Here is a 22,709-nt window from a genome sequence, read left to right on the forward strand (position 1 = left end):
CTCAGCCCTCCGTCGTCTCGTAGACCACCACACGCACCGGCGTCGGAAAGAAGCCGTTGCAGGGGTTGTTGATCTGCGGACAGTTGGAGATCAGGCAGAGCACATCCATCTCCGCCAGCAGTTCGACATGGTCGCCGGGCCTGGAAACGCCATCGACCACCGTGAAATTGCCTTGGGGATCGATCGGCACGTTCATGAAGAAGTTGAGGTTCGGCACGATGTCGCGCTTGGACAGACCGTGCTTCGCCGCCTCGATCAGAAAATTCTCGCGGCAGGCATGCAGGTAGCGGGTGTGGTGGCCGAAGCGCACCGTGTTGCTCTCGCACGAGCAGGCGCCCGCCGAGGTATCGTGCAGGCCGCAACTGTCGGCGACCATGTGCAGCATCGTGCGGCCCTCGTTGGAGACGATGCGGGTGCCGGTGCTGACATAGGCCGAACCCTGCGCACGCAGGGTGTCCTGGCCGCTATAGCGTTCCTGCGGGTCGGCGGCATTGTAGAACAACGTATCGACCGCCTGCTGGCCATGGCTGTCGATGATGCGCAGCCGCTGCCCCCGGCGGATGACGGCAGACCACGGTGCACGGGCAGGAATTTCGGTGTCGATCACGACGCGGGCGTCGGCGGGAATGTCTGGCATGGTCATGGCGCTCACCCCGCGATCCGCGTATCGAGCAGAAGGGCGTTGTTCTCAAAGGCGCGGACCGCCTCCGCGCTCGCGGTGCGGCAGAGATCGTCCGCGACCGCTGGAGTGGCCTGATAGCGGACGACCTCGACGGCAGCCCGCACCGGCGACGGCAGCGGATCGAGCGGATGCGGGCAGTTCGACAACGCGATCAGCAGATCCATCTCGGCGCGCAGGTCGATGAAATCACCCGCCTGCCGGCGTTCGTCCTGCCACACGAACCGGCCCTCCGCGTCGACCGCGACCGGCGCGAAGAACGCGATGCACGGCATGATGTCGCGGCGGCCGAGCCCTAGCTTGCCGGCCGCGAGAATGAAGTTGTCGCGGCTGTTGCGATGCGGCCCGGCGCCGTACTTCGCGGCATTGGTCGCCGCCGAGGACGCGCCCGCGAGGGTATCGTGCGCGCCGCTGGTGTCCTCGACGATGCTCAGGAGGACCCGCCCCATGTCCGACAGGATCACGCGCCCTTTGCGCAGGCTGGCGGCCCACTGCACCTTGATGGTGTCGGCATGATTCAGCCGCTCGCTGGGATCGGCGGCAGCCCACGCGAGCAGGCTGATGCAGGACTGCCCGCCGGTGTTGACCAGGCGCAGCGCCTCGCCGCGCTTCAGCTGCGTCGTCCAGTACCAGCCATCCGGAATGATCTCGCGATGACGGATCGCAGCGGCCGCGATCGGCGCGCCATCCCGCGCCGTCGGCGGCGGCAGTGCGCGCGGCGCCTGCCCCTGGCCTGCGGCCTTCAATTCCTCATAACGTCGTCGGTTGGCCGCAATCTCGGTCTGCTGCTCCTGCGTCAGGATCATGGTTGCCCTCTCTCGGACAGGCGCCGGGTCGTCCCGGCTCATGCTCCCTGAGCGGCCGGGTCGTCCCGGCCGGAGCGGAAAGTCGACAATGGCCGCAGGTCGGCGACGCGTCGCGGATAGATCTCGAGGTCGCGCGAGATGGTGGCGCCGTAGCGCTCGCGCTCCTCCGGACGGTCGCGATTGCGCTCGAACGCGATCACCCGCGTCGCGAGGCGAAACGCCTCGCTGAGATCATGGGTCACCATCAATACAGTCAGCTCGGTCTCGTTCCACAGTCGCTTCATCAGCACATGGATGTCGGCGCGGATGCCTGGGTCGAGCGCCCCGAACGGCTCGTCGAGCAGCAGGATCTTCGGCCGGCGCATCACTGCCTGCGCGAGCGCGAGGCGCTGCTGCATGCCGCCAGACAGCGACGCCGGATATTTGGCCTCGTGCCCGGCAAGACCGACCTCGGCGAGCAGCGCCCGCGCCTCCTCGGTCGCCGCACGCCTGGCCGCCCCGAACAGCCGCCCGGTCAGCGGTGCCCGCTGCAGCTCGCGGCCGAGCAGCACGTTCTGCAACACCGTCAGGTGCGGAAACACCGAGTAGCGCTGGAACACGACGCCGCGATCGGCGTCCGGCTCCGGCCGCAACGGCTTGCCGTCGACGGAAATGGTGCCGCGCGTCGGGCTCTCCTCGCCGAGCAGCATCCGCAGGAACGTGGTCTTGCCACAACCCGACGGACCAACCAGCGCGATGAAGGCGCGCGGCGCCACGTCGAGCGTGATCCGCTCCAGCACGATATGGCTGTCGTACTCTTTCCAGACGTCGTCGAACCGGATCGCGCTCATGCCGCCCTCACCGCGGCGAACCAGGGAAACGCCTTGCGCTGCAGGAGGCGCAGCCCGGCGTCCATCAGGAAAGCGAGCAGCGTGATCCAGATGACGTACGGAATGATCACATCCATCGCGAGATACCGCCGCACCAGGAAAATGCGGTAGCCAAGCCCGCTGTCGGAGGCGATCGCTTCCGCCGCGATCAGGAACAGCCAGGCCGGCCCGAGCTGCAGCCGCAGCGAGTCCAGAAGCCGCGGCAGCAGCTGCGGCAACACCACCCGCAGCGCCACCTGCCAGGTGGAGGCGCCGAGCGTCTGCGCCTTGATCAGCTGCTCGCGCGGCAGCTCCTGCACCTTCATGGTGAGATCGCGGATGATGCACGGCAGCGTACCGATCACGATCAGCCCGATCTTGGAATTCTCACCGAGCCCCATCACGATGAACAAGATCGGCAGCAGCGCCAGCGGCGGCACGATCGAGACAACGTTGATGAACGGCGCCAGCAGCGCGGTCGCTGCCGGCAGCAGGCCGACGGCGATGCTGAGCAGCAATGCCGCCACGGTCGAGATCGCGAGCGCCGCCCCCAGCCGGCCAAGGCTCGCCAGCGTATCCGTCAGCATCAGGTTGCTGCCGGTGCGGGCATCGATCTCGAAGCCCATGTGCTTGACTGCCTGCGCCATGCTCGACAGCGCAGGCAGCAGCTTGTCAGTGGGGTTTTCTGCGAGCCGCATGCCGGAGCCGGCGAGGTAGGCCGCGAGCAGCAGCACGAACGGCAGGGCAGCAAGATAGAACGCCACCTGCCGACCCGGTTTCAAGTTCATCAGACGCATGCTCGCTCCCTGCTCCGGCGTGAATGCCCGCAGATCACCCCTCCGTCACAGCTTGCCTTTAGCGGCCTCGTCCATGTAGCTGGCGTCGAAGCGCAGCTTGACGTTGGCCTTGTCGCCGAGCACGGTCTTGTCACCGAGCTCGATGCCGACCGCGTCCGCCGATTTGGCGTCCTTGCCGAGCAGCGCCTTGTCGAACAGGAACTTGCGCACCCGGTCCATGGTGGTGCCGACCGCCGCGCTGCGGGTGAAGGCCGCCGCGTCGGACGCCTTGTCGAACAGGCGGGTCGACGCAAGCTGGCTGTCGAAACCGGCCAGATCGGTGCCCGAGGCCTTCGCCATCGCTTCCTTGGCGGCCTTGCCGCCCTCGCCTGCCGCGGTCATGCGGGCGAGCGTCTCGTACCAGATGCCGACCAGCGCCTTGGCAAAGTTCGGGTTGTCCTTGACCACCGCGGTGTTGACCACCATCAGGTCCATGATCTCGCCGGGGATCTCGGAGGAATCGAACACCTTCTTGGCGTCAGGCGCCGCCAGGATTTCCGACACGATCGGATTCCAGGTCACCACTGCCGTGACGTCCGGCGTCTTGTAGGCGGCGGCGAGATCGGCGTCGGAGGTGTTGACGACCTTGATGTCCTTCTCGGCGAGGTGCCGGCTCTCCAGCGCGCGGGCGAGCAGGTAGTGCGACACCGAGAACTCGACGAGGTTGACCTTCTGGCCCTTGATCGCCGCGAGGTCCGGCTTGCCCTTGAGGATCACCGCATCGTTGCCGTTGGAGAAGTCGCCCATCACCACCGCGGTGGTGTCGACGCCGCCAGCGGCCGGAATGGACAAGGCATCCATGTTGGTGATGGTCACGGCGTCGAAGGCGCCGGCGGTGTACTGGTTGACCGACTCGACATAGTCATTGAACTGCTTCACCTCGATGGTGATGCCATACTTGTCGGCCCACTTCTTGACGATGCCGGTGTCGGCGGCATAGCCCCACGGCATCCAGCCGACATAGATCGACCACGCGACCTTGAAATCCTTTTTCGGCGCAGCCTCGACCGGCGCGGCGCCGACGAGCGCCAGCACCGATGCGGCGACCATGGCGCGAACAACGGAGGAGCGGAGCTGAGATGTCAGTCTGATCATTTTGGCAGATCCCTCTTGCGAATTCACAAAAAGGGATCGGCGACGGACCATCGCGTTGCCAATCCCTTGGCTCAACGAGGTCTCCCGGGCTTTTGTCCCGCCGTGCACCTGCGGGGATGTCTCCCCCGCAAGCGGCTGCTCTCGGACCAGCGCTCTGCGGCGCAAAGCCGGAACCCTAGCAACCAACTCGGCTACTCAAATGCATGAGGCGTGCCACAGACAGGACGGCTGAATTGCCGGGACATTCGGCGCTCCGCCGCCCTGTGCATACAATGCAATGCCTAGGAAATATGCAGCGTGCGCACGTTATTGGAGCTTTGCTTTTGGGGGCATCGCGTCACCATGGCCGCAGAGATCGGCATTGGCGGAGGTGGACATCCATGACATGGCTGGGACGCGACGCCTGGCTGCGAAACGCCTTGCGGCTGCTGGTGGCCGGCCTCCATGGCCGGTACGGCCTGAGCGTCGGACCTCACCGCAGCGATGCACCGAAATAGGCCTTCACGCTAGGCGCGGCCCACCGCTTCCATCCCTGCGAGATCGCCGATCGGTTGCGGCATCGCCACCGCACTGACGGCCTCGCACAAGAGAGCAACATCGGCCTCGACCGTCGGCCGCCAGCCGCAGGGACAAGGCTGGCTGAGATGCGCGGTTGCGGCTTGCCGATAGGCCGCCCCCAACGCTTCCGCCATCATGCGCAGCACCGTCATCGGCGGCAGCCGCGAATTGTCGAGCGTGCGGCAGAACATTGTCAGCAGCGCCTGGTCGAGATCGCCCTGCACCGCCGGATCGCCGTCCGCTCCGGCATGACGCGGATCGCGCATCTGCACACTCCCTTGCCTGACGGCGCCAACCATCGCCGCCGTCACGCCAAGGTCTAGGCCGCTGCAGCCATCGGCTCAACCGGCTGAAGGCCACATTAGAGCTGGAAAACCTCCAGACCGAACGGTCCTCTTGCCTGCCTCAGCCATACAGGCCGGCAACGATCGGCATCCGTGCGGCCCGCAGCGCCGGAAACAGACCGCCGATCAGCCCGACGATCAGCGCCAGCACCACGCCCTGCACCATCAGCGCCGGCGTCAGCTTGAAGTCGAACACCACCTGGGTGAAGTTGCTGCCGAGCGTCGAGGCTGAGACCCCGTCGAAGATCAGGTAGGTCGCCGCCGCGCCGATCAGCCCGCCGATGGCGGCCAGCGACAGCGATTCCGCCAGCGTTCCCACAAAGGCCGCAAAACCACCAAAGCCGATGGCGCGCAGCGTCGCGATCTCGGTCGCGCGAGCCGCAACTGACGAATACATCGTGTTGAGCGCGCCGGCGAGCGCGCCAAATGCCATGGCGATCGCGAGCGGCCAGCCGAGCTTCTGGATGAGATCGGAGGTACGCGACGCCTGCTCGGCGAAATAAGTCGCCTCCGACTTGACGTCGAGCTTCAGCCGCGGATCGTTGTCGCTGTAGGCCTTGAGCTCGCTTAGCGCCGCCGGCGAGGTCAGGCGGACGCGGACGGTCTGGAACACGTTGTTGCGGTTGAACAAGCTCTGCAGCACCGGCAAGTCGGCCCAGATCTCCGATTCGAACACGCTGCCAGCCGCTTCGAAAATCCCGACCACCGTCCAGCGCGTGGTGCCGAACGCCACCGTACTGCCGACCTCGAAGCCTTCGAACTCGCGCACCAGACCCTTGCCGACGACGATCTCGTTGGCGCCGCGATTGAACATCCGCCCGGCGGTGATGGTGATGCCTTTACGCAGAGCTCCGCCCTGCTCGCTGATGCCGCGCAGCGGCAGGTTGGCCTTGGTATGAGTGGTGCGCTTGAGGCCGTCGACCACGAGATAGAGCTCCGGTGAGACCAGCGGCTTGCCGTCGGCGCCGCGGGCGATGCCAGGGCCGTCCTCGATCAGGCGGCTCTGGTCGCGCATCACCGTGCTGTTGATCTCGGCCTGCGAGCCGGCACGCATCACGATGGCGATATCGTCGGCGCCGGAGCCGGCGATGGTGCGCTGGAAGCCATTGGCCATCGCCAGGAATGCCAGCAGCACGATGACCACGAGGGCGATCGCCACCACGGTGGACAGCGACAGCCAGCGGCGTTGCGGCAGGCTCCTGAGATTGATCGAGGTGACGGCCAGCATCTGAAGCAGCAGCGAGCGCATGGTCTAACCCCGTCCGAGTGCGGCGGCGATCTTCAGCCGCATGGCATTGAGCGCCGGAATGATCCCCGTGATCACCCCGAGCGCGACCATCAGTCCGATTCCCATCAGCGCGATATCGGGTGACACCGCGAAGGACGGCGCGACATTGGCAAGGCTGGTGCGCAGCGCCATGGTAACCAGCGCGGCGATCACCAGGCCAGGGATGCCGCCGAGCAGAGCCAGCAGGATCGATTCCCCGAGCACCAGGCGCAGGATCCGCGCGCCGGAGAAACCGAGCGTCTTCAGCACCCCGATCTCGCGGGTGCGCTCGCGGATAGTCAGCGCCATGGTGTTGCCAACGATCATCAGGATGGTGACGAAAGCGGCGCCGACCACCAGCACGACGATCAGCGCGATATTGCCGAACTGCGCGGCGAACGCCTTGCCGAACGCCTTCTCGGTGTCGGTCGAGGTCTCGGCGCTGGAGTTCGCGAACATCGCATCGACGACCTTGGCGACGCGATCGTTGTCCGACGGCGAGCGGGTCTGCAGCACCAGCCAGCCGATCGTGTCCTTGCCGAAGCTGCGCGTCTCGTCGAAATAGGCGAACTGGAACAGCAGGAAATTGGTATCGATCTCCGCGGTCTTGCCCCTGACGATGCCGGCGATGGTGACATCCCAACTGGTGCCGCCGCTCTTCTGCGAGAAGATATTGCTGCCGATCGGGATGCGGTCGCCGACCTTCCAGCCCCATTTCTGCGCCAGCTTCTCGCCGACGACGGCGCTGGTGCGCTCGCGGACGAAGGTCTGCAGCGCCTCGGGCGCGATGTCGAAGTCGCGGCTGTAGACGTCGAAATAGCTGGCCGGGTCGATCGCCAGCGCCATCAGGAAGTTCTTCGGATCCTGGTAGTAGCCGCCGAACCAGTTGGCATAGGTGACCTGCCGCACCCCCTCGACCGCGCGGACGCGGTTGAAATAGGCGATAGGCATCGGCTGGGTGAAGTTGATCTTGTTGACGGTGATCAGCCGGTCGGCGGCCGCGCGATCCTCGCCCGAGGTGAACGCACGGTAGAAGCCGGCCAGCACGCCGAAGATCATGAACGCGACCAGGATCGAGACGATCATCAGGATCGCGCGCAGCTTGCGGCGGAACAGGTTCTTGCGGACGAGGTCGAAGTCGTTCACGCCGCGAGCTCCTTGGCCACGAACTGCCCCTTGTCGAGATGCAGCGTGCGCTGGGCGTAGCGCGCCGCCGCCGGATCATGGGTGACCATGACGATGGTCTTGCCGAGATCCTTGTTGAGCAGTTGCAGGATGGACAAAATCTCGTCCGCGGATGCGCGGTCGAGGTCGCCGGTCGGCTCGTCGCAGAGCAGAAGGTTCGGATCGGACACGATCGCGCGCGCGATCGCCACCCGCTGCTGCTGGCCGCCCGACATCTCGCGGGGATAGTGCTTGACGCGGTCGGCGAGGCCGACCACCGACAGCGCCGTCTGCACCCGCTCCGCCCGCTCCTTGCGATGCAGCTTGGTCAGCAGCAACGGCAGCTCGACATTCTGCGCCGCGGTCAGCATCGGCATCAGGTTGTAGAACTGGAAGATGAAGCCGATATTGGCGGCCCGCCAGCGCGCGAGTTCGCCCTCCGACAAGCCGTCGATACGGGTGTCGGCGATCGTCACCTCGCCACGATCGGCGCGATCGATACCGCCGAGCAGGTTGAGCAGCGTGGTCTTGCCGGACCCCGACGGCCCCATCACCGCGATGAAATCACCGCGCGGGATCGTGAGGTCGAGCCGGTCGAAGATGGTGATCGTCTCCTTGCCCTTGGTGAAGCCCTTGCTGACGCCGGCAAGACGGACCATCGGATGTTCACTCGTCACGATAAAGCTCCCCTGTCAGTCCTGTTCAGTTCGCCGCCGCTGCCCCGGACGCCGTGCCTGCCTTCGCGGTGCGCAGGAACGTCACCTTGACCGCCATGTCGGGCAGGATGCGCGGGTCCTTGTGCTCGAGGCGGATGCGCACCTTGACGGTGGCCTTGTCGCGGTTGGCTGTCGGCACGATCGCGATCACGGAAGCCGGAATCTGCCAGTCGGGATAGGCGTCGAGCACTGCGGTGACCGGCCCGCCCGGCACCACGCGGCCGATGAAGGCCTCGTTGACGTCGACTTCGATCTCGATCGAGTCCATGTCGACGATGGTGCAGATGCCGGTGCGGGTGAAACCGCCAACGGACATCGGCGAGATCATCTCGCCGGGCTGGGCGCTGCGATCGACCACGATGCCGCTGAACGGCGCGCGGATCTGGTGCTTGTCGAGCACCGCGGCCGTCCGCTGGGCATCGAGCCGCGCGGTGTCGTACTGGGCCTGCGCCTGGCGCATCTGGGCGGTGAGCACGCCGACCCGCGCTTCCGCCTTGGTGAGGTCGGCTTCGCTGGCGAACTTGTTCTGCGACAGGCTGCGGGTGCGTGACAGGATGCGGTTGGCATCGTCGAGATCGGCCGAGATCGCGGCGACCGCGGCACTGGAAGCCTCGGCGCGCGACTGGGCAAGCGCAAGATCCTTTTCGGCGAGCACGCTGTCGAGCCGCGCGGTCACCTGCCCGGCCTCGACGACCATACCTTCCTCGACCAGCACCTCGATCACCTTGCCGGTGATCTCGGCAGCAACCGTCGCGCGGCGGCGCGCCACGACATAACCCGACGCCGCGAGGTTTCCGGATTCGGTGGCCACGGCCTGGGGCTGCGGCGAGGCCGGCGCAGGATCGCGCGCCGCCGACGGTGCCGGCGCCTGGGCGGCGACCTGCTCGGCGCGAAACAAGCTCCCGGCATCGGACATGACGAACACCGCAACGATCACCGCCACCAGAACGACACCGGCGCCGAGCAGCAGCGGCAGCCGCGACGGCGCCCGCACCGCCGGCGCCGCGGCGGGCGTCCGGTCGATCGTCAGCGATCGCAGCAGCTTGGCCTTGTCCTCGGTCATGACCTGGTCGCCCCTCCTGCGCGCGCGCGCCGGCCAGTCGTCCTGGCCGGCTCGTGACGCGGCTCCATCCGCGCACGATAGTTCGCTTCACACATCCCCTGAATGTCACGCCAGAGCTCGACCGGTCCCCAGCCTTCCTCGGTGATGCGACGGACGAGATCGTTGACGAAAGTGAGCTCGGTAGTCAGCAGCGCGCGCCGATACTCGCCCTCTACCATGAAGATTGGCGGAAATTTCTGGCCTAACAAGGGCGGCGGCAGTTGCTCGTCAGGCCCCGCAAGCGTCGACAGATCAACCGCCGCGATGTCCGACATCTGCGCCGCCATCTGCGCGATGGTCTCGGCGAGACGCGCGGCCCGCTCCCGCAGCAGCGCCACCGCTTCATCGGGCGGCAGCACCGGCAGCAGGCTGAGACCGGCCTCGAATTGCGGAAACTCCTTCGCCGGATTGCCGAGCAGGTCGCGCATCCAGTCACGCAGCTGCGCCCGCCCCTCCTGCGTCAGCGTGTAGACCGTCCGCTCAGGCCGCCGGCCGCCGCGCGAGGTCTCCAGCGGCGCGATCAGGCCGCGCGCGTGGAGCATGTCGATCACGGTGTAGAGCGAGCCGTAGCGCAGCTTGATGCTCTCGTGCTTGTGCCGCTGCTTGAGAAGCGCCGCCATCTCATAGGGGTGCATCGGCCGCTCGAAGCTGAGCGCCAGCACGGCAAGGGCCAAGGGGTTGGACAAACGCGATTTCATATCACCCCAATATCGCGCTCCAGTATATACGTCAACGAATATACGCTGCTTGAATATAATCTTGATCCATCCGTTCCGCGTCCGCGACGCCGAGCTCTTGCGCCGTCGCGCTTTTCCGGAGGATGCTGCGAACCGACGGCAACCGCGCAGCCAAGCCGCGGCCCGCTTTCGGGGGAGGAAGACGTGCGGTTTCGTTCCGCCATTCTGGGCATTGTTGCTGGATTTGTGCTGGCCTCCGCCGCGCCCGCGCAGGACGGCTATCCGACACGGCCCGTGACGCTGGTGCACGGCTTCGCCGCCGGCGGCAATGCCGACGTCATCGCACGCATCGTCGCCGAAGGCCTGGCGCAGCGGCTCGGCAAACCGGTGATCGTGGAGAGCCGCCCGGGCGCCGGCGGCACCATCGCATCCGACCATGTCGCCAAGGCGACACCCGACGCCACCACGCTGATCATGCTGACCGGCGGCCACTCGACCGCCGGCGCGCTATACCGCTCGCTGCCGTTCAAGCCGGTCGATGACTTCCAGATGATCTCGACCGTGATCTTCTTTCCGCTGGTGATCGCGGTGAAGGCCGACCACCGCTTCCGCAGCCTCGCCGACCTGATCGCCGAGGCGAAGCACAAGCCGGAGACGATCACCTACAGTTCGGTCGGCATCGGCACCACCCAGCATCTCGCCGGAGAATTACTATCGTCGATGGCCGGCATCAGGATGGTGCACGTGCCCTATCGCGGCGGCGGCGGACCGATCAACGATCTGCTCGGCGGCCAGATCGACGTGGTGATCGACACCCTGACCGTCACCGCGCCGCAGCTTGCCGCAGGCAGCATCCGCGGCCTCGCCGTCACCAGCGCCACGCCATGGTTCTCGCAGCCGGATTTGCCACCGGTCGCCGCCACCGTGCCGAGCTACGAGGTCACATCATGGCTCGGCCTCGCCACCACGAAGGGCGTGCCAGAGCCGATCGTCGCGCGGCTCAACCGCGAGGTCCGCGCTGTGCTCGACACGCCGCAGGTCAGGGAGCGACTGCGCGCCATGGGCAACGAAGTTCGCGGCAGCTCGCCGGAGGACATGCGCGACATGGTCGCCTCCGAGATCACACGCTGGAAGGGCGTGATCGCGACCGCGAAGATCCCGCAACCCTAGTGCAGCGTTTCCGCCTGCGGTTTCGGCACCACGACCGAGCCCGGCGCCAGCCGCCGCACCAGGATGTAGAAGATCGGCGTGAAGACGAGGCCGAACAGCGTCACGCCGAGCATGCCGAAGAACACGGCGACGCCGACCGCCTGGCGCATCTCGGCGCCCGAGCCCGACGACAGCACCAGCGGCAACACGCCCAGGATGAAGGCGAACGATGTCATCAGGATCGGCCGCAGGCGCAACCGGCAGGCCTCGATCACCGCATCCAGGCGGTCGCGGCCCTCGAGCTCGATGTCGCGCGCGAACTCGACGATCAGGATCGCGTTCTTGGCGGCCAGTCCAACCAGCACGACGAAGCCGATCTGTGTCAGGATGTTGACGTCCTGCCCCATCAGCCGCACGCCCAGCGTCGCGGCCAGCAGGCACATCGGCACGATCAGGATCACGGCGAACGGCAGCGTCCAGCTGCCATACTGGGCGGCCAGCACCAGATACACGAACAGCACGCAGATCGGGAACACATAGAGGCCGCTGTTGCCGCCGGTGACCTGCTGGTAGGACAGGTCGGTCCACTCGAACGAGAAACCGGTCGGCAGCGTCGCGTCGGCCAGCTTCTTCATCGTCGCGATCGCGGTCGCCGAGCTGGTGCCTGGCAGCGTATCGCCCTGCAGCTCGGATGCCGGATAGAGGTTGTAGCGCGGCACCCGGTCCGGCCCCGCGATGTCGCGGAAATCCACGACGCTGCCGAGCAGCACCATGTTGCCGGCATTGTTGCGGGTCTGCAGGCGCGCGAGGTCCGCGGTCTCCTTGCGGAACCTGTAGTCCGCCTGCGCTGTAACATGGTAGGTGCGGCCGAGAATGTTGAAGTCGTTGACATAGGACGAGCCGAAATAGGTTTCGATCGCCTCGGTGACGTTCTGCAACGGCACGCCCAGCATCTGCGCCTTTTCGCGATCGATATCGACGAACACCTGCGGCGTGTTGGCCGAGAACGGCGAGAACACCGCCGTCAGTCCCGGCGTTCGCCGCGCCGCCGCGACCAGTTCGTCGGTGGCGGAGGCCAGCAGTTCGGGCCCGCGCCCCTGGCGATCCTGGATGCGCATCGCGAAACCGCCACCGGTGCCGATGCCGGGCACCGCGGGCGGCGGGATCACGACAATGAAGGCGCTCTCGATGCTGGCGAGCCGCTTGCGCAGTTCGGCGGTGATGGAAGCCGCCGTCTGCCCCTTCTTCACCCGCACCTCGGGATCGTCGAACACCGGAAACAGCGCCGCGGCATTGCTGGTCTGGGTCCTCGTCGCGCCGGAGAAGCCGGCGAACGCGGGCACCCGCACCACGCCGGGCACACCGAGGGCGATCTTCTCGATCTGGCGCACCACCTCGGTGGTGCGGGCGAGCGATGCCGCGCCGGGCAGTTGCACCGAGACGATGACATAGCCGCGATCCTGCGCCGGGATGAAGCCCTGCGGCGTCGTCACCAGCAGCCATCCGGCCGAGCCGATCAGAAGCGCATAGACCGCCAGCATCACCAGCGAATGCCGGATCACGAAGCCCGCCATGCTGCCATAGACATGGGCCAGCCGATCGAACACCTGGTTGAAGGCGGTGGTGAACGCGTTCCAGCCACGCGCGACCACGTTCCAGCTCGCCGGCGGCTGCTTGTGCGCGTGCGGCTGCAGGATCAGCGAGGCCAGTGCCGGCGACAGCGTCAGCGAGCAGAAGCAGGAGATCGCGGTGGCGACCGCGATGGTCACAGCGAATTGCTGGAAGAACTGGCCGGAAATGCCGCCGAGGAACGCGGTCGGCACGAACACCGCGCACAGCACCAGCGCGATCGACACCAGCGCGCCGCCGACCTCCTCCATGGTGCGCAGCGCCGCGTCGCGGCGGCTCTTGCCCATGGCGAGATGCCGCTCGACGTTCTCCACCACCACGATGGCGTCGTCGACCACGATGCCGACCGCGAGCACGAGGCCAAACAGGGTCAGGTTGTTGATGGAGTAGCCGAGCGCCGCCATCACCGCGAAGGTGCCGACCAGCGACACCGGAATCGCGAGGATCGGGATGATCGCCGGCCGCCAGCCCTGCAGGAACAGCAGCACCACGACCACGACGAGAATCATCGCTTCATTGATGGTCTTGATCAGCTCGCTGACCGACTGGGCGATGAACTCGGTCGGGTTGTAGCCGATATTGTAGGTCAACCCCGGCGGAAAGTCGGCCTTGAGCTTCGTCATGGTGTCGGAGATGTTCTTGGCGGTCGCCAGCGCATTCGATCCCGGCCGCTGCGACACCAGCATCGCCACCGCCGACTTCTGCAGCAGGAAGCTGTTGGTGGTGTAGGACAGCGCGCCGAGCTCGATCCGGGCGACGTCCCGCAGGCGCACGGTGCGGCCATCGGCGCCGGGTTTCAGCACGATGTTCTCGAACTGGGCCGGATCCTTCAGCCGTCCGGTGAAGGTCAGGTTCGGCTGCAGCGCCCGGTCGGTGATCGGCGGCTCGGCGATCAGGCCGCCGGCGATCTGCAGGTTCTGGGCGCGGATCGCGGTCAGGACATCGCCTGCCGTCATGCCGAGATTGGCGATCTTGTCCGGATCCAGCCACAGCCGCATCGAGTAGTCGCGCGCACCGGTCACCTGGATGTCGCCGACGCCATCGAGCCGCAGCAGCGGATCGCGAACCTGCCGCAGCGCATAGTTGCTGATGTAGAGCTGGTCATAGCTGTCGTCCGGCGACAGCATGAACACCACCATCAACAGGTCCGGGCTGTTCTTGCGGGTGGTGACGCCGTTGCGCTGCACCTCCTGCGGCAGGCGCGGCTGGGCAATGGCGACGCGGTTCTGCACCAGCACCTGGGCCTTGTCGAGGTCGGTGCCGAGCTTGAACGTCACGGTAATGGTGAGCTGGCCGTTCGAGGTCGCCTGGCTGTAGAGGTACAGCATGTCCTCGACGCCATTGATCTCCTGCTCGATCGGGGTCGCCACCGTATCGGACACCGTCTGCGCCGAGGCGCCGGGATACTGGGTCGTGACGACGATGGTCGGCGGGGCCACCTGCGGATACTCCGCAACCGGCAGCGTGGTGTAGGCGATGGCGCCCAGGATCAGCAGCACGATGGACAGCACCATCGCGAGAATCGGCTGGTGGATGGAGAGACGACCGAGGTTCATGGCTTGGCTGCACCCGTCGCCGGCGCATGCGGCGCCACCTGGGCGCCGACCCGTGCCCGTTGCAGCCCGTCGACGATCACCTTGTCGCCGGGCTTCAGGCCTTCACGGATCACCCGCAGGCCATCGTCCAGCGGACCCAGCACCACCTGCCGTGCCTCCACCGTGTTGTCGTCCCTGACCACCAGCACGATCTTGCGCGACTGGTCGGTCGCGATCGCGGTGTCCGGCACCAGCAGCGCCTCGTAAGGCGCGCTGCCGATCACCCGGACGCGGGCGAACTGCCCCGGCAGGATCGACAGGTCCTGGTTGGGAATGAGCGCGCGGCCGCGCAATGTGCCGGTCGAGACGTCGAGCCGGTTGTCGAGGAAGTCCACCGAACCTTCATGGGACGGCATGGTCTCACCCGACAGGATCACCTGCACCGGGTTCGGCGTGTCGCGCGAGCTCGGCCGACGGCCCTCGAACCACAGGCGGCTGTTGCGCATGTAGATCGATTCATCCATGTCGAAATAGAGGTGGATCGGATTGAGCGAGACGATCGAGGTGAGCAGCGTAGCGCCGCTCTCGCTGCCTTGCACCAGATTGCCGACGCTGACGAGGTGGCGGCTGATGCGGCCGTCGATCGGTGCCTTGACCCTCGTGAACTCGACGTCGAGACTGGCGCGCTGCATCGCACCCTCGGCCTGCAGCACCGCAGCCTCAGCCGCCTGCAGGGCCTGCTTGCGCTGATCGACCACGCTCTCGGCGGCGAACTGCGACTTGTTCAGCTCGGTGGCGCGGGACAGCTCTCGCTGGGCGAGATCGACCTTGGCCCTGGCATCGGCCAGTTGCCCGCGCGCCTGCTCGGCCACCGCCTCGTACTGCCTGGGATCGATGACATAAAGCAGGTCACCGGCTTTGACGATGGCGCCGTCCTTGAACTCCACGCTGGTGACGAAGCCGGTGACGCGGGCGCGTATCTGCACCTGCTCCACCGCGTCGAACCGCCCGGTGAATTCATCCCAGTCAGTTACGGTGCGCTGGATCGGCGGTGCCACGGTCACTGGCGGGGGCGGCGGCGCCGCGGCCGGCTGACTCGTGCTCTCGCCGCAGCCGGCCAATGCCAGCATGATGCCCATCAGAGCCGTATTCACGAGAGCCCTTCGCGGCAGTCTATCAAGGCCAGGCTCGATCATTCCCCAAGAATTCAGCGACCGTTGCATCCCGCTCTGACCCCATCCGTCCGAATACCGCTCCGCGGCATTTAACCACAGTGCGTGAGAGAACTCAAAAGCCGCCATCCCCTCATCGCGCGCCAACCGAGGGTTAGGTCTATCGTCGTCCCGTGACAGGACGACAATTCGCCTGCGCTCCACGCTGGTCAGGTCGCCGGTCCAATGAAATACTCGTGACAAGGCCGGCGCAGCCGCTTTGCATGCGCCATCCGGCCGCGAGAAAAAAATAAATGGGGAGAACGTCGCCAATGGTCGGTCGAGTGCTGAATGGCAAGGTTGCGCTGGTCACCGGCGCCGCGGGCGAAATCGGGACCGCGACCATCGCGCTGCTGGCCGAGCGCGGCGCGCGCATCGTCGCCGTCGATCGCGACGCGCAGGGATTGGCCCGCGCGATCCGCTCGCTACCGGCCTCGGCCGAAGCGCTGGCCATCACTGCCGACGTCACCCGGGACGACGAGGTCGCGTCCTATGTGGAGCAGACCGTCGCACGGATGGGCAGCGTCGACATCTTCTTTAACAACGCCGGCATCGAAGGCGACATCAAGGCCATTCCCGACTACCCGCTCGACACCTTCCGCCGCGTGCTCGACGTCAACGTCGTCGGCGTTTTCCTCGGCATGAAATATGTGCTGCCGGTGATGTACCGCCAGAACGCCGGCAGCGTCATCAACACCGCCTCGATCGCGGGCCTGATCGGAAGCCCGCAGATTGCGGCGTACAGCGCCAGCAAGCACGCCGTGATCGGCTTGACCAAGAGCGCCGCGCTGGAATGCGCCAACACGAACGTGCGCGTGAACTGCGTCTGTCCCGGCCAGATCGACAGCCGGATGCTGTCGTCGATCATCAACGGCCTTGCTCCCGACGGCCAGCCATTGCCGGAAAGCAAGGTGCTGGAGCGCACTCCCGCCCGCCGTCTCGGCCTCGCACGCGAGGTCGCCGGCGTCGTCGCCTTCCTTGCTTCCGACGACGCAAGCTACGTCTCAGGATCATCCTACACCGTCGATGGCGGCCGCACCGCGAGCTGACGCGCGCTGATCTCAAGCCGACCAGGAGGCCATCGACATGCCCGCGATCCTCGACCCCGATGCCGCCGCCGTGCTGCAGGCCTTTCGCGAGGCCGGCCGGCCGCCATACGAAACACTGACGCCACCGGAAGCACGCGCCTACTATCTCGCGGCGCGCGCCATCACCAATCCCGAGCCGCCGGCGCTGGCGTCCGTGCGCACGCTCACCATCCCCGGCCCCGCCGGCCCGATCCCGGCGCGGCTCTACACACCGCTGGCGCTGCGGCAGTCCGGCGGGCTCTCCCCTTGCCTGGTGTTTTTCCATGGCGGCGGCTGGGTGATCGGCGACCTCGAGACCCATGACGTGGTGTGCCGGACGCTCGCCCTTGAAGGCGAACTGATGGTGATCTCGGTCGACTACCGCCTCGCGCCGGAACACAAGTTTCCCGCCGCGTTCGACGACGCGGTGGCTGCGACCCGGTGGGTGGCCGCCCATGCCCGCGAGCTCGGCATCGATGCCGCGCGCCTTGTGGTCGGCGGCGACAGTGCCGGCGGCAACCTTGCCGCGGCGGTCACGCTCGCCGCCCGCGAGGCCGGCCCCAGGCTCGCCGGCCAGGTGCTGATCTATCCCGCGACCGACCTCGGCCTGACATCTCCCTCGCACCGCGAGCCGGAGACCGACTGCCTGCTCACCCATGCGGTGATGGTCTGGTTCCGCGATCACTATCTCAACAGCGTCGCCGAACGCGACGACTGGCGTGCGTCACCGGCGCGGGCGACAAACCTCGCCGGCCTGCCGCCAGCCTTCGTGGTGACAGCGGGCGCCGATCCGCTGCGCGACGAAGGCAACGCCTTCGCGCGCCAGCTCACGGAGGCCGGCATCGCCGTGACCTATCAGACGCACCCCGGCCAGTTCCATGGCTTCATCACCATGGGCAAGGTGCTGCCTAAAGCTCAGGAGGTGCTCGGCGACATCGGCGTGTGGCTGAAGGCCCGATAAATTCCGCGCGGCGGACGCACTGCCCGCAGCGCCGATGGCGCCGGCAGATTTGCAGCTTGCGATGCGCCGCGCCGCATAGAATGCTGGGCAACGCCAACGATAAAAATCCGGGAGGTGATCCGATGGACGCCCTGCAACCGCAGTCCGTACAAGCCCCGCGCAGCCATGACGCAGTGATCGTCGGCGCCGGTTTCGGTGGGCTCTATATGTTGCATCGGCTCCGCGGTCTCGGCTTGTCGGCCCGCGTCTATGAGCAGGGCAGCGGCGTCGGCGGCACCTGGTACTGGAACCGCTATCCCGGCGCGCGTTGCGACGTCGAGAGCATGCAGTACTCCTACGGCTTCTCGGAGGAGCTGCAGCAGGAATGGCAATGGAGCGAGCGCTACGCGCCGCAGCCGGAGATCCTGCGCTACGCCAACCATGTTGCCGACCGCTTCGACCTGCGCCGCGACATCCAGTTCGACACCCGCGTCACGGCGGCGCGCTTCGACGACAGCGGCGGGCGCTGGTCGGTCACCCTGTCCGACGGCGTCACCGTCTCGGCGCGCTACCTGATCCTCGCGACGGGCTGCCTGTCGAACGCCCGCACGCCCGACTTTCCCGGGCTCGACAGTTTCAAGGGCAAGACCTACCACACCGGCCATTGGCCGCATCAGGAGGTCGACTTCACCGGCTTGCGGGTCGGCATGATCGGCACGGGATCGTCGGCCATCCAGTCGATCCCGATCATCGCCGAGCAAGCGGCACAGCTGGTCGTGTTCCAGCGCACCGCGAATTTCAGTGTGCCGGCCCATAACGCCGCGATCTCCCAGGACTATGCTGCGTCCTGGAAAACCGATTACGCCGCGCGGCGGCGCCGGGCGCGCGAGGAGGCGCGCAACGGCATTCTCACCGTGATCCCCGACAAGGGCGCGATGGAGGACACGGCGGACAGCCGCCGCACTGCCTATGAGGCCGGCTGGGCCCGCGGCGGCATCAGCTTCATGGCGTCCTACAACGACCTGTTGCTCAACCAGGAGGCCAACGACACCGCCTGCGACTTCGTGCGCGACAAGATCGCCGAGATCGTGCGCGATCCGGCGGTGGCGCGGCTGCTGCAGCCCAACGACCATCCGATCGGCTCGAAGCGGATCTGTGTCGACACCGACTACTACGCCACCTTCAACCGCCCCAACGTGTCACTGGTGAACGTGCGCGCCGAACCCATCGAGCGCATCCTGCCCGACGGACTGCGCGCCGGGGGAAAGGACTACCCGCTCGACGCCATCGTGTTCGCGACCGGCTTCGACGCCATGACCGGCTCGGTCGCCAAGATCGACATCCATGGCCGCGACGGCCGCACCCTCAACCAGAAATGGGCCGAAGGACCGCGCTGCCATCTCGGGCTGATGAGCGCCGGCTTTCCCAACCTGTTCATCATCACGGGTCCCGGCAGCCCCTCGGTGCTCAGCAACATGATCGTTTCGATCGAGCAGCATGTCGACTGGATCACCGGCTGCATCGCCCATCTGCGCGCCCGCGGCTTCGACCGGATCGAGCCCACCGTCGAGGCGGAAGACAACTGGGTCGCGCATGTCAACGAGGTCGCGCACCGCACGCTCTACCCGCAGGCCAACTCCTGGTACATGGGCGCGAACATTCCCGGCAAGCCGCGGATCTTCATGCCCTATATCGGCGGCGTACCGGTCTATCGGCAGATCTGCGACCAGATCGCGGCGAGGGACTACGAGGGCTTCGTGCTGACCGGCCGGCGGCAAGCCGCGCTGGCCTGACGGCGCACGTCACGGTCGACTTCCTCAGCGCGTGCCGTAAGCGCGGTCGCCGGCGTCGCCGAGCCCGGGGATGATGAAGGCCTTGTCGTCGAGCCCTTCATCGATCGCCGCGGTCCATACCGGCACGTCGGGATGCAGGCCGCGCAGCCGTTCGATGCCCTCGGGCGCGGCCAGCAGGCAGACCACGCGAATCTCCTTCGCACCCCGCTCCTTGAGGCGATCGACGGCGGCGACTGCGGTGTTCGCGGTCGCCAGCACCGGCGACACCACCACGGCAAGCCGCTCATGCAGGTCGGACGGCGCCTTGAAGAAGTACTCCACCGCGGTGAAGGTCTCCGGATCGCGGTAGAGGCCGATATGGGCGACGCGCGCAGTCGGCACCAGGTCGAGCATGCCGTCGACGAACGTCACGCCGGCGCGCAGCACCGGCACGAACACCAGCTTCTTGCCGGCGATCTTGGCAGAGTGCATCCGCGCCAGCGGCGTCTCGACCTCGACCTCGGTCAGCGGCAGGTCGCGCGTGACCTCGTAGCACAGCAGCATGCCGATTTCCTTGAGCAGCTCGCGGAACGACTTGGTCGAGATCGACTTGTCGCGGATCAGCGTGACCTTGTGCTGCACCAGCGGGTGATCGACAATCGTGACGCCGTCCATGGCTGTCTCCGTGCGTGCTTTGTCTGTGTTCAGAAAACGGTGCCGTCGCTGACGACCTTGATCGGCGGCGAGCCGTCGGGACGCCGCTCGAAGGCAATCGCCCGGCCGGCGGCCCAGGTGCCGCCCTCGAGGATCTTCGCCAGCGGAAATGCCGCGGCGTCGACGCCCAGACGCTGGCGCGTGATCTGCGCGAGCTGGTCGAGCAGCGCCACCGTCAGCGCCCGCCACTCCACGATCAACGGCGCGCCGACATCGTACTCCCGTTCGGCCTCGGCAGGATCGCGGAACGACAGCACGCCGGTGTCGATGAACAGGCCGCCATTGCGATACTCGGCAAGACCCGTCAGCCCGTCGATGTCGGCGACCGCGACGCCGGCACGCTGCAGCGGCTCGATCAGCGAATAGGTCAGCCACTGCGACAGCTTGTGCAGCGGCACGAGGCCGGTGGTGGCATCATCCGTCACCAGCGACGGATGCCGCCAGCAGTCGCCGAGCGGCACGTCGTCGAGGCTCAGCCGCGACGGCCAGATCGGCCCGAGCTGCTGCAGCACCACCGACAGGATCGCCGGCGCGGCGATCGCGCCGCCTTCGGCGCGCGACAGCAGATAATCGACAAGACCACCGGGGCGTGGCCCATCGCGGCTGCCGAACACCTCCGGCTGCGCCGCGAGTTGCGCCCCGAGCCGGCGCAGCAGCTCTACCCGCCCCTCGACGCCGACCAGCGGGTTGTCGTCGGTCACCTGGAAGCCGCGCCGCAGGTCCTCGGCGGTGAGACGCAGCAGCGCTTCGGCGTCGACCCGCAACGGATCGTCCTCATGCGCCGAGAACGCACCGGCATCGAACATGTCGAGGCTGGCGAGCGCGAGTCCCTCGGAGCGGCCGATGGCCACCTCGCTGGCGCTGTCGCGATAGCGCCACAGCGGGCCGGCGCCGGCATCGAGCAGCACGCTGACGATGGCGAGATCGAACTCGGCACGCGCCCGGGCCACCGGATCGGGCCAGCTTGCGGCCCCCGCGATCGCCGCCCAGCGGTCCTCGCCGTCGATCATGAAGTGGCGCCAGCGCGAATGAAACGGCACCTCGCCGAGCGGATACGTCCGACGCATCGTGGCGAGCACGAGGCCGACCGCGGTATCGAGCCGCGTCAGGTCGATCCGGAAATGTGGCAGCCGGTCCTCGAGCCCCACCATCAGCAGCCGATGCGCACGCTCGCGCACCGCCTGAGCCGACAACAGTGATAGCGCATCGACCATGTCGATTGTCACGCCCCTTTTCCGCGGTTGTCAGTACTTGTCGAGCGACCGGCCGACCGTGTCGCTGAGTTCATGCGACGGCGGCGGCTCCGGCGAGAAGTAGCCCGCCGCCTTCTTGGCGGCGATCTCGACATGGGCGTCGGCCGGGATCAGCTCGTCGGGAATCGGAATCCGCTCGACGATCTCGATGCCCTGCGACGTCAGCGCGTCGTGCTTCATGTCGCTCATCGACACGAAGCGGTCGATCCGCGGCAGGCCGAGCCAGTGAATGACATCGGGCATCAACTGCTGGAAGCGCGCATCCTGCACGCCGGCGACGCATTCGGTGCGCTCGAAATAGGCGGCCGCGGCATCGCCGTCTTCCTGGCGCTTGCGCGCATTGTAGACCAGGAACTTGGTGACCTCGCCGAGCGCGCGGCCTTCCTTGCGGTTGTAGACGATGATGCCGAGCCCGCCGGTCTGGCCGGCGCGGGCACATTCCTCGATGCCGTGGATCAGGTACGGACGGCAGGTGCAGATATCGGAGCCGAACACGTCCGAGCCGTTGCACTCGTCGTGCACGCGGCAGGTGATGCGGGTGCGGTGATCGGGCAGCCTGGTCACGTCGCCGAACAGGTACACCGTGGTGCCGCCGATCGGCGGCAGGAACACCTGCAGGTCGGGGCGTGTCACCAGTTCGGGGAACATGCCGGCGGTCTGCTCGAACAGCGCGCGGCGCAGATTGGTCTCGCTGGTGCCGAAGCGCTGCGCGATGCCGGGCAGATACCACACCGGATCGATCGCGATCTTCACCACCGAGACGCTGCCGTTGGCGTGCACGACATCACCGTCGGCCACGAGCCGCTTGGCCGCGAGCGCCGCCTGCAACTCCGGAAGGTCGAGACGCGCGCGCGTCACCGCGATGCTGGGACGGATGTCGACGCCCTCGGCGATCTCCTTGCGGAAGGTCTCGGCGACGAGATGCCCCCACGGATCGAGCGCGACAATGCGCGAGGGATCGCTCCACTGCGGGAACGGGCCGATGGTCGCGGCCGGATAGGTATTGGTGAGATCGGGACGACGGATCGGATCGAGCGCCCCGGACGACACCGCCAGTGCGCGATACACCGCATAGGAGCCGCCATGGCTGCCGATCACGTTGCGATCCTGCGGCCGCGACACCGTGCCGATGATCGGTCCGCGCTCGCGCGCCGTCGCCGCGCCCCAGGTGATGGGGAATTCGTGCTTGGCGCCTGGCACCGGATGCGACGTCAGCCGGATGTGATCAGTGCGATTGGAACGGGTCATCAGTCAGTAACCCCTAAAGTCGGCAGCCCCTAAAACAGCGACGGCCCGCCGGAACGACGGGCCTGACGGTCAAACCAAATCATCACGGGAGCCCTGAAG

Annotated in this window: 20 protein-coding genes and 1 riboswitch; of the genes, 4 read left to right on the forward strand and 16 right to left on the reverse strand. The window is 66.9% G+C overall.

Features of this window, described 5'->3' with window-relative positions; all coding sequences use genetic code 11:
- Nucleotide 1: 1 nt before the first annotated feature.
- From AB4Z37_RS14155 to AB4Z37_RS14205, 11 genes are all read right to left on the reverse strand, one after another.
- The gene (locus AB4Z37_RS14155) at nucleotides 2-637 is read right to left on the reverse strand and encodes an urea amidolyase associated protein UAAP2 (RefSeq protein WP_441517571.1); all 636 of its coding nucleotides are present in this window, start codon (nucleotides 635-637) and stop codon (nucleotides 2-4) included.
- A gap of 11 nt (nucleotides 638-648) precedes the next feature.
- On the reverse strand, nucleotides 649-1,485 hold the full coding sequence (locus AB4Z37_RS14160; protein WP_441517374.1) for an urea amidolyase associated protein UAAP1: 837 nt from the start codon (nucleotides 1,483-1,485) through the stop codon (nucleotides 649-651).
- A 38-nt stretch (nucleotides 1,486-1,523) separates the two neighbouring features.
- Nucleotides 1,524-2,315, reverse strand: coding sequence for an ATP-binding cassette domain-containing protein (locus AB4Z37_RS14165; RefSeq protein ID WP_441517375.1), 792 nt, complete (start codon nucleotides 2,313-2,315; stop codon nucleotides 1,524-1,526).
- Nucleotides 2,312-3,130 (reverse strand): ABC transporter permease, encoded by an 819-nt coding sequence (locus tag AB4Z37_RS14170; protein WP_441517376.1) that lies wholly within the window; start codon nucleotides 3,128-3,130, stop codon nucleotides 2,312-2,314. The genes AB4Z37_RS14165 and AB4Z37_RS14170 overlap by 4 nt, the downstream gene beginning before the upstream one ends.
- Before the next feature lie 45 nt (nucleotides 3,131-3,175).
- Nucleotides 3,176-4,219, reverse strand: coding sequence for a putative urea ABC transporter substrate-binding protein (locus AB4Z37_RS14175; protein WP_441517572.1), 1,044 nt, complete (start codon nucleotides 4,217-4,219; stop codon nucleotides 3,176-3,178).
- A 124-nt stretch (nucleotides 4,220-4,343) separates the two neighbouring features.
- Nucleotides 4,344-4,454, reverse strand: a riboswitch (guanidine-I (ykkC/yxkD leader).
- 316 nt (nucleotides 4,455-4,770) lie between these two features.
- On the reverse strand, nucleotides 4,771-5,088 hold the full coding sequence (locus tag AB4Z37_RS14180; RefSeq protein ID WP_441517377.1) for a hypothetical protein: 318 nt from the start codon (nucleotides 5,086-5,088) through the stop codon (nucleotides 4,771-4,773).
- A gap of 139 nt (nucleotides 5,089-5,227) precedes the next feature.
- The gene (locus AB4Z37_RS14185; protein WP_441517378.1) at nucleotides 5,228-6,415 is read right to left on the reverse strand and encodes an ABC transporter permease; all 1,188 of its coding nucleotides are present in this window, start codon (nucleotides 6,413-6,415) and stop codon (nucleotides 5,228-5,230) included.
- A 3-nt stretch (nucleotides 6,416-6,418) separates the two neighbouring features.
- Nucleotides 6,419-7,579: an ABC transporter permease gene (locus tag AB4Z37_RS14190; protein WP_441517379.1), complete on the reverse strand. Its 1,161-nt coding sequence runs from the start codon at nucleotides 7,577-7,579 to the stop codon at nucleotides 6,419-6,421.
- Entirely contained in the window at nucleotides 7,576-8,277 is a 702-nt protein-coding gene (locus AB4Z37_RS14195) for an ABC transporter ATP-binding protein (RefSeq protein ID WP_441517573.1), read from the reverse strand. Before AB4Z37_RS14195 ends, AB4Z37_RS14190 begins: the two co-directional genes overlap by 4 nt.
- A 22-nt stretch (nucleotides 8,278-8,299) precedes the next feature.
- Nucleotides 8,300-9,376 carry an efflux RND transporter periplasmic adaptor subunit gene (locus AB4Z37_RS14200; RefSeq protein WP_441517380.1) on the reverse strand — a complete coding sequence of 359 codons (1,077 nt, stop codon included), beginning with the start codon at nucleotides 9,374-9,376 and terminating at the stop codon, nucleotides 8,300-8,302.
- On the reverse strand, nucleotides 9,373-10,101 hold the full coding sequence (locus tag AB4Z37_RS14205) for a PadR family transcriptional regulator (protein WP_441517381.1): 729 nt from the start codon (nucleotides 10,099-10,101) through the stop codon (nucleotides 9,373-9,375). Before AB4Z37_RS14205 ends, AB4Z37_RS14200 begins: the two co-directional genes overlap by 4 nt.
- A 195-nt stretch (nucleotides 10,102-10,296) precedes the next feature.
- Between AB4Z37_RS14205 and AB4Z37_RS14210 the strand changes: the two genes are divergently transcribed.
- On the forward strand, nucleotides 10,297-11,262 hold the full coding sequence (locus AB4Z37_RS14210; RefSeq protein WP_441517382.1) for a Bug family tripartite tricarboxylate transporter substrate binding protein: 966 nt from the start codon (nucleotides 10,297-10,299) through the stop codon (nucleotides 11,260-11,262).
- Here AB4Z37_RS14210 and AB4Z37_RS14215 read toward each other — a convergent pair.
- Together AB4Z37_RS14215 and AB4Z37_RS14220 are read right to left on the reverse strand one after the other, a co-directional pair.
- The gene (locus AB4Z37_RS14215) at nucleotides 11,259-14,426 is read right to left on the reverse strand and encodes an efflux RND transporter permease subunit (protein ID WP_441517383.1); all 3,168 of its coding nucleotides are present in this window, start codon (nucleotides 14,424-14,426) and stop codon (nucleotides 11,259-11,261) included. The two genes, AB4Z37_RS14210 and AB4Z37_RS14215, sit on opposite strands and share 4 nt — an antisense overlap.
- A complete protein-coding gene (locus tag AB4Z37_RS14220) occupies nucleotides 14,423-15,544 on the reverse strand; it encodes an efflux RND transporter periplasmic adaptor subunit (RefSeq protein ID WP_441517574.1) in 1,122 nt (373 codons plus the stop codon). Before AB4Z37_RS14220 ends, AB4Z37_RS14215 begins: the two co-directional genes overlap by 4 nt.
- A gap of 344 nt (nucleotides 15,545-15,888) precedes the next feature.
- Here AB4Z37_RS14220 and AB4Z37_RS14225 point away from each other — a divergent pair, with 344 nt between their 5' ends.
- The 3 genes from AB4Z37_RS14225 to AB4Z37_RS14235 all read left to right on the forward strand — a co-directional run bounded on the left by AB4Z37_RS14225 (nucleotide 15,889) and on the right by AB4Z37_RS14235 (nucleotide 19,416).
- Nucleotides 15,889-16,665 carry an SDR family NAD(P)-dependent oxidoreductase gene (locus tag AB4Z37_RS14225; RefSeq protein WP_441517384.1) on the forward strand — a complete coding sequence of 259 codons (777 nt, stop codon included), beginning with the start codon at nucleotides 15,889-15,891 and terminating at the stop codon, nucleotides 16,663-16,665.
- A gap of 37 nt (nucleotides 16,666-16,702) precedes the next feature.
- The gene (locus tag AB4Z37_RS14230) at nucleotides 16,703-17,644 is read left to right on the forward strand and encodes an alpha/beta hydrolase (protein ID WP_441517385.1); all 942 of its coding nucleotides are present in this window, start codon (nucleotides 16,703-16,705) and stop codon (nucleotides 17,642-17,644) included.
- A 122-nt stretch (nucleotides 17,645-17,766) separates the two neighbouring features.
- Nucleotides 17,767-19,416, forward strand: a complete 1,650-nt coding sequence (locus tag AB4Z37_RS14235) for a flavin-containing monooxygenase (RefSeq protein ID WP_441517386.1) — start codon at nucleotides 17,767-17,769, stop codon at nucleotides 19,414-19,416.
- 24 nt (nucleotides 19,417-19,440) lie between these two features.
- On the opposite strand, the gene upp is transcribed toward AB4Z37_RS14235, so the two are convergent.
- From upp to AB4Z37_RS14250, 3 genes are read right to left on the reverse strand one after another with little or no spacing between them, the layout of a single operon-like run.
- A complete protein-coding gene (upp, locus tag AB4Z37_RS14240; RefSeq protein WP_441517387.1) occupies nucleotides 19,441-20,070 on the reverse strand; it encodes a uracil phosphoribosyltransferase in 630 nt (209 codons plus the stop codon).
- A gap of 29 nt (nucleotides 20,071-20,099) precedes the next feature.
- A complete protein-coding gene (locus tag AB4Z37_RS14245) occupies nucleotides 20,100-21,323 on the reverse strand; it encodes a URC4/urg3 family protein (protein ID WP_441517575.1) in 1,224 nt (407 codons plus the stop codon).
- 30 nt (nucleotides 21,324-21,353) lie between these two features.
- Complete coding sequence (locus AB4Z37_RS14250) at nucleotides 21,354-22,610, reverse strand: GTP cyclohydrolase II (protein ID WP_441517388.1); 1,257 nt, start codon at nucleotides 22,608-22,610, stop codon at nucleotides 21,354-21,356.
- Nucleotides 22,611-22,709 lie beyond the last annotated feature (99 nt).

Source organism: Bradyrhizobium sp. 2TAF24, from assembly GCF_052115025.1.
Lineage (GTDB): Bacteria > Pseudomonadota > Alphaproteobacteria > Rhizobiales > Xanthobacteraceae > Bradyrhizobium_A.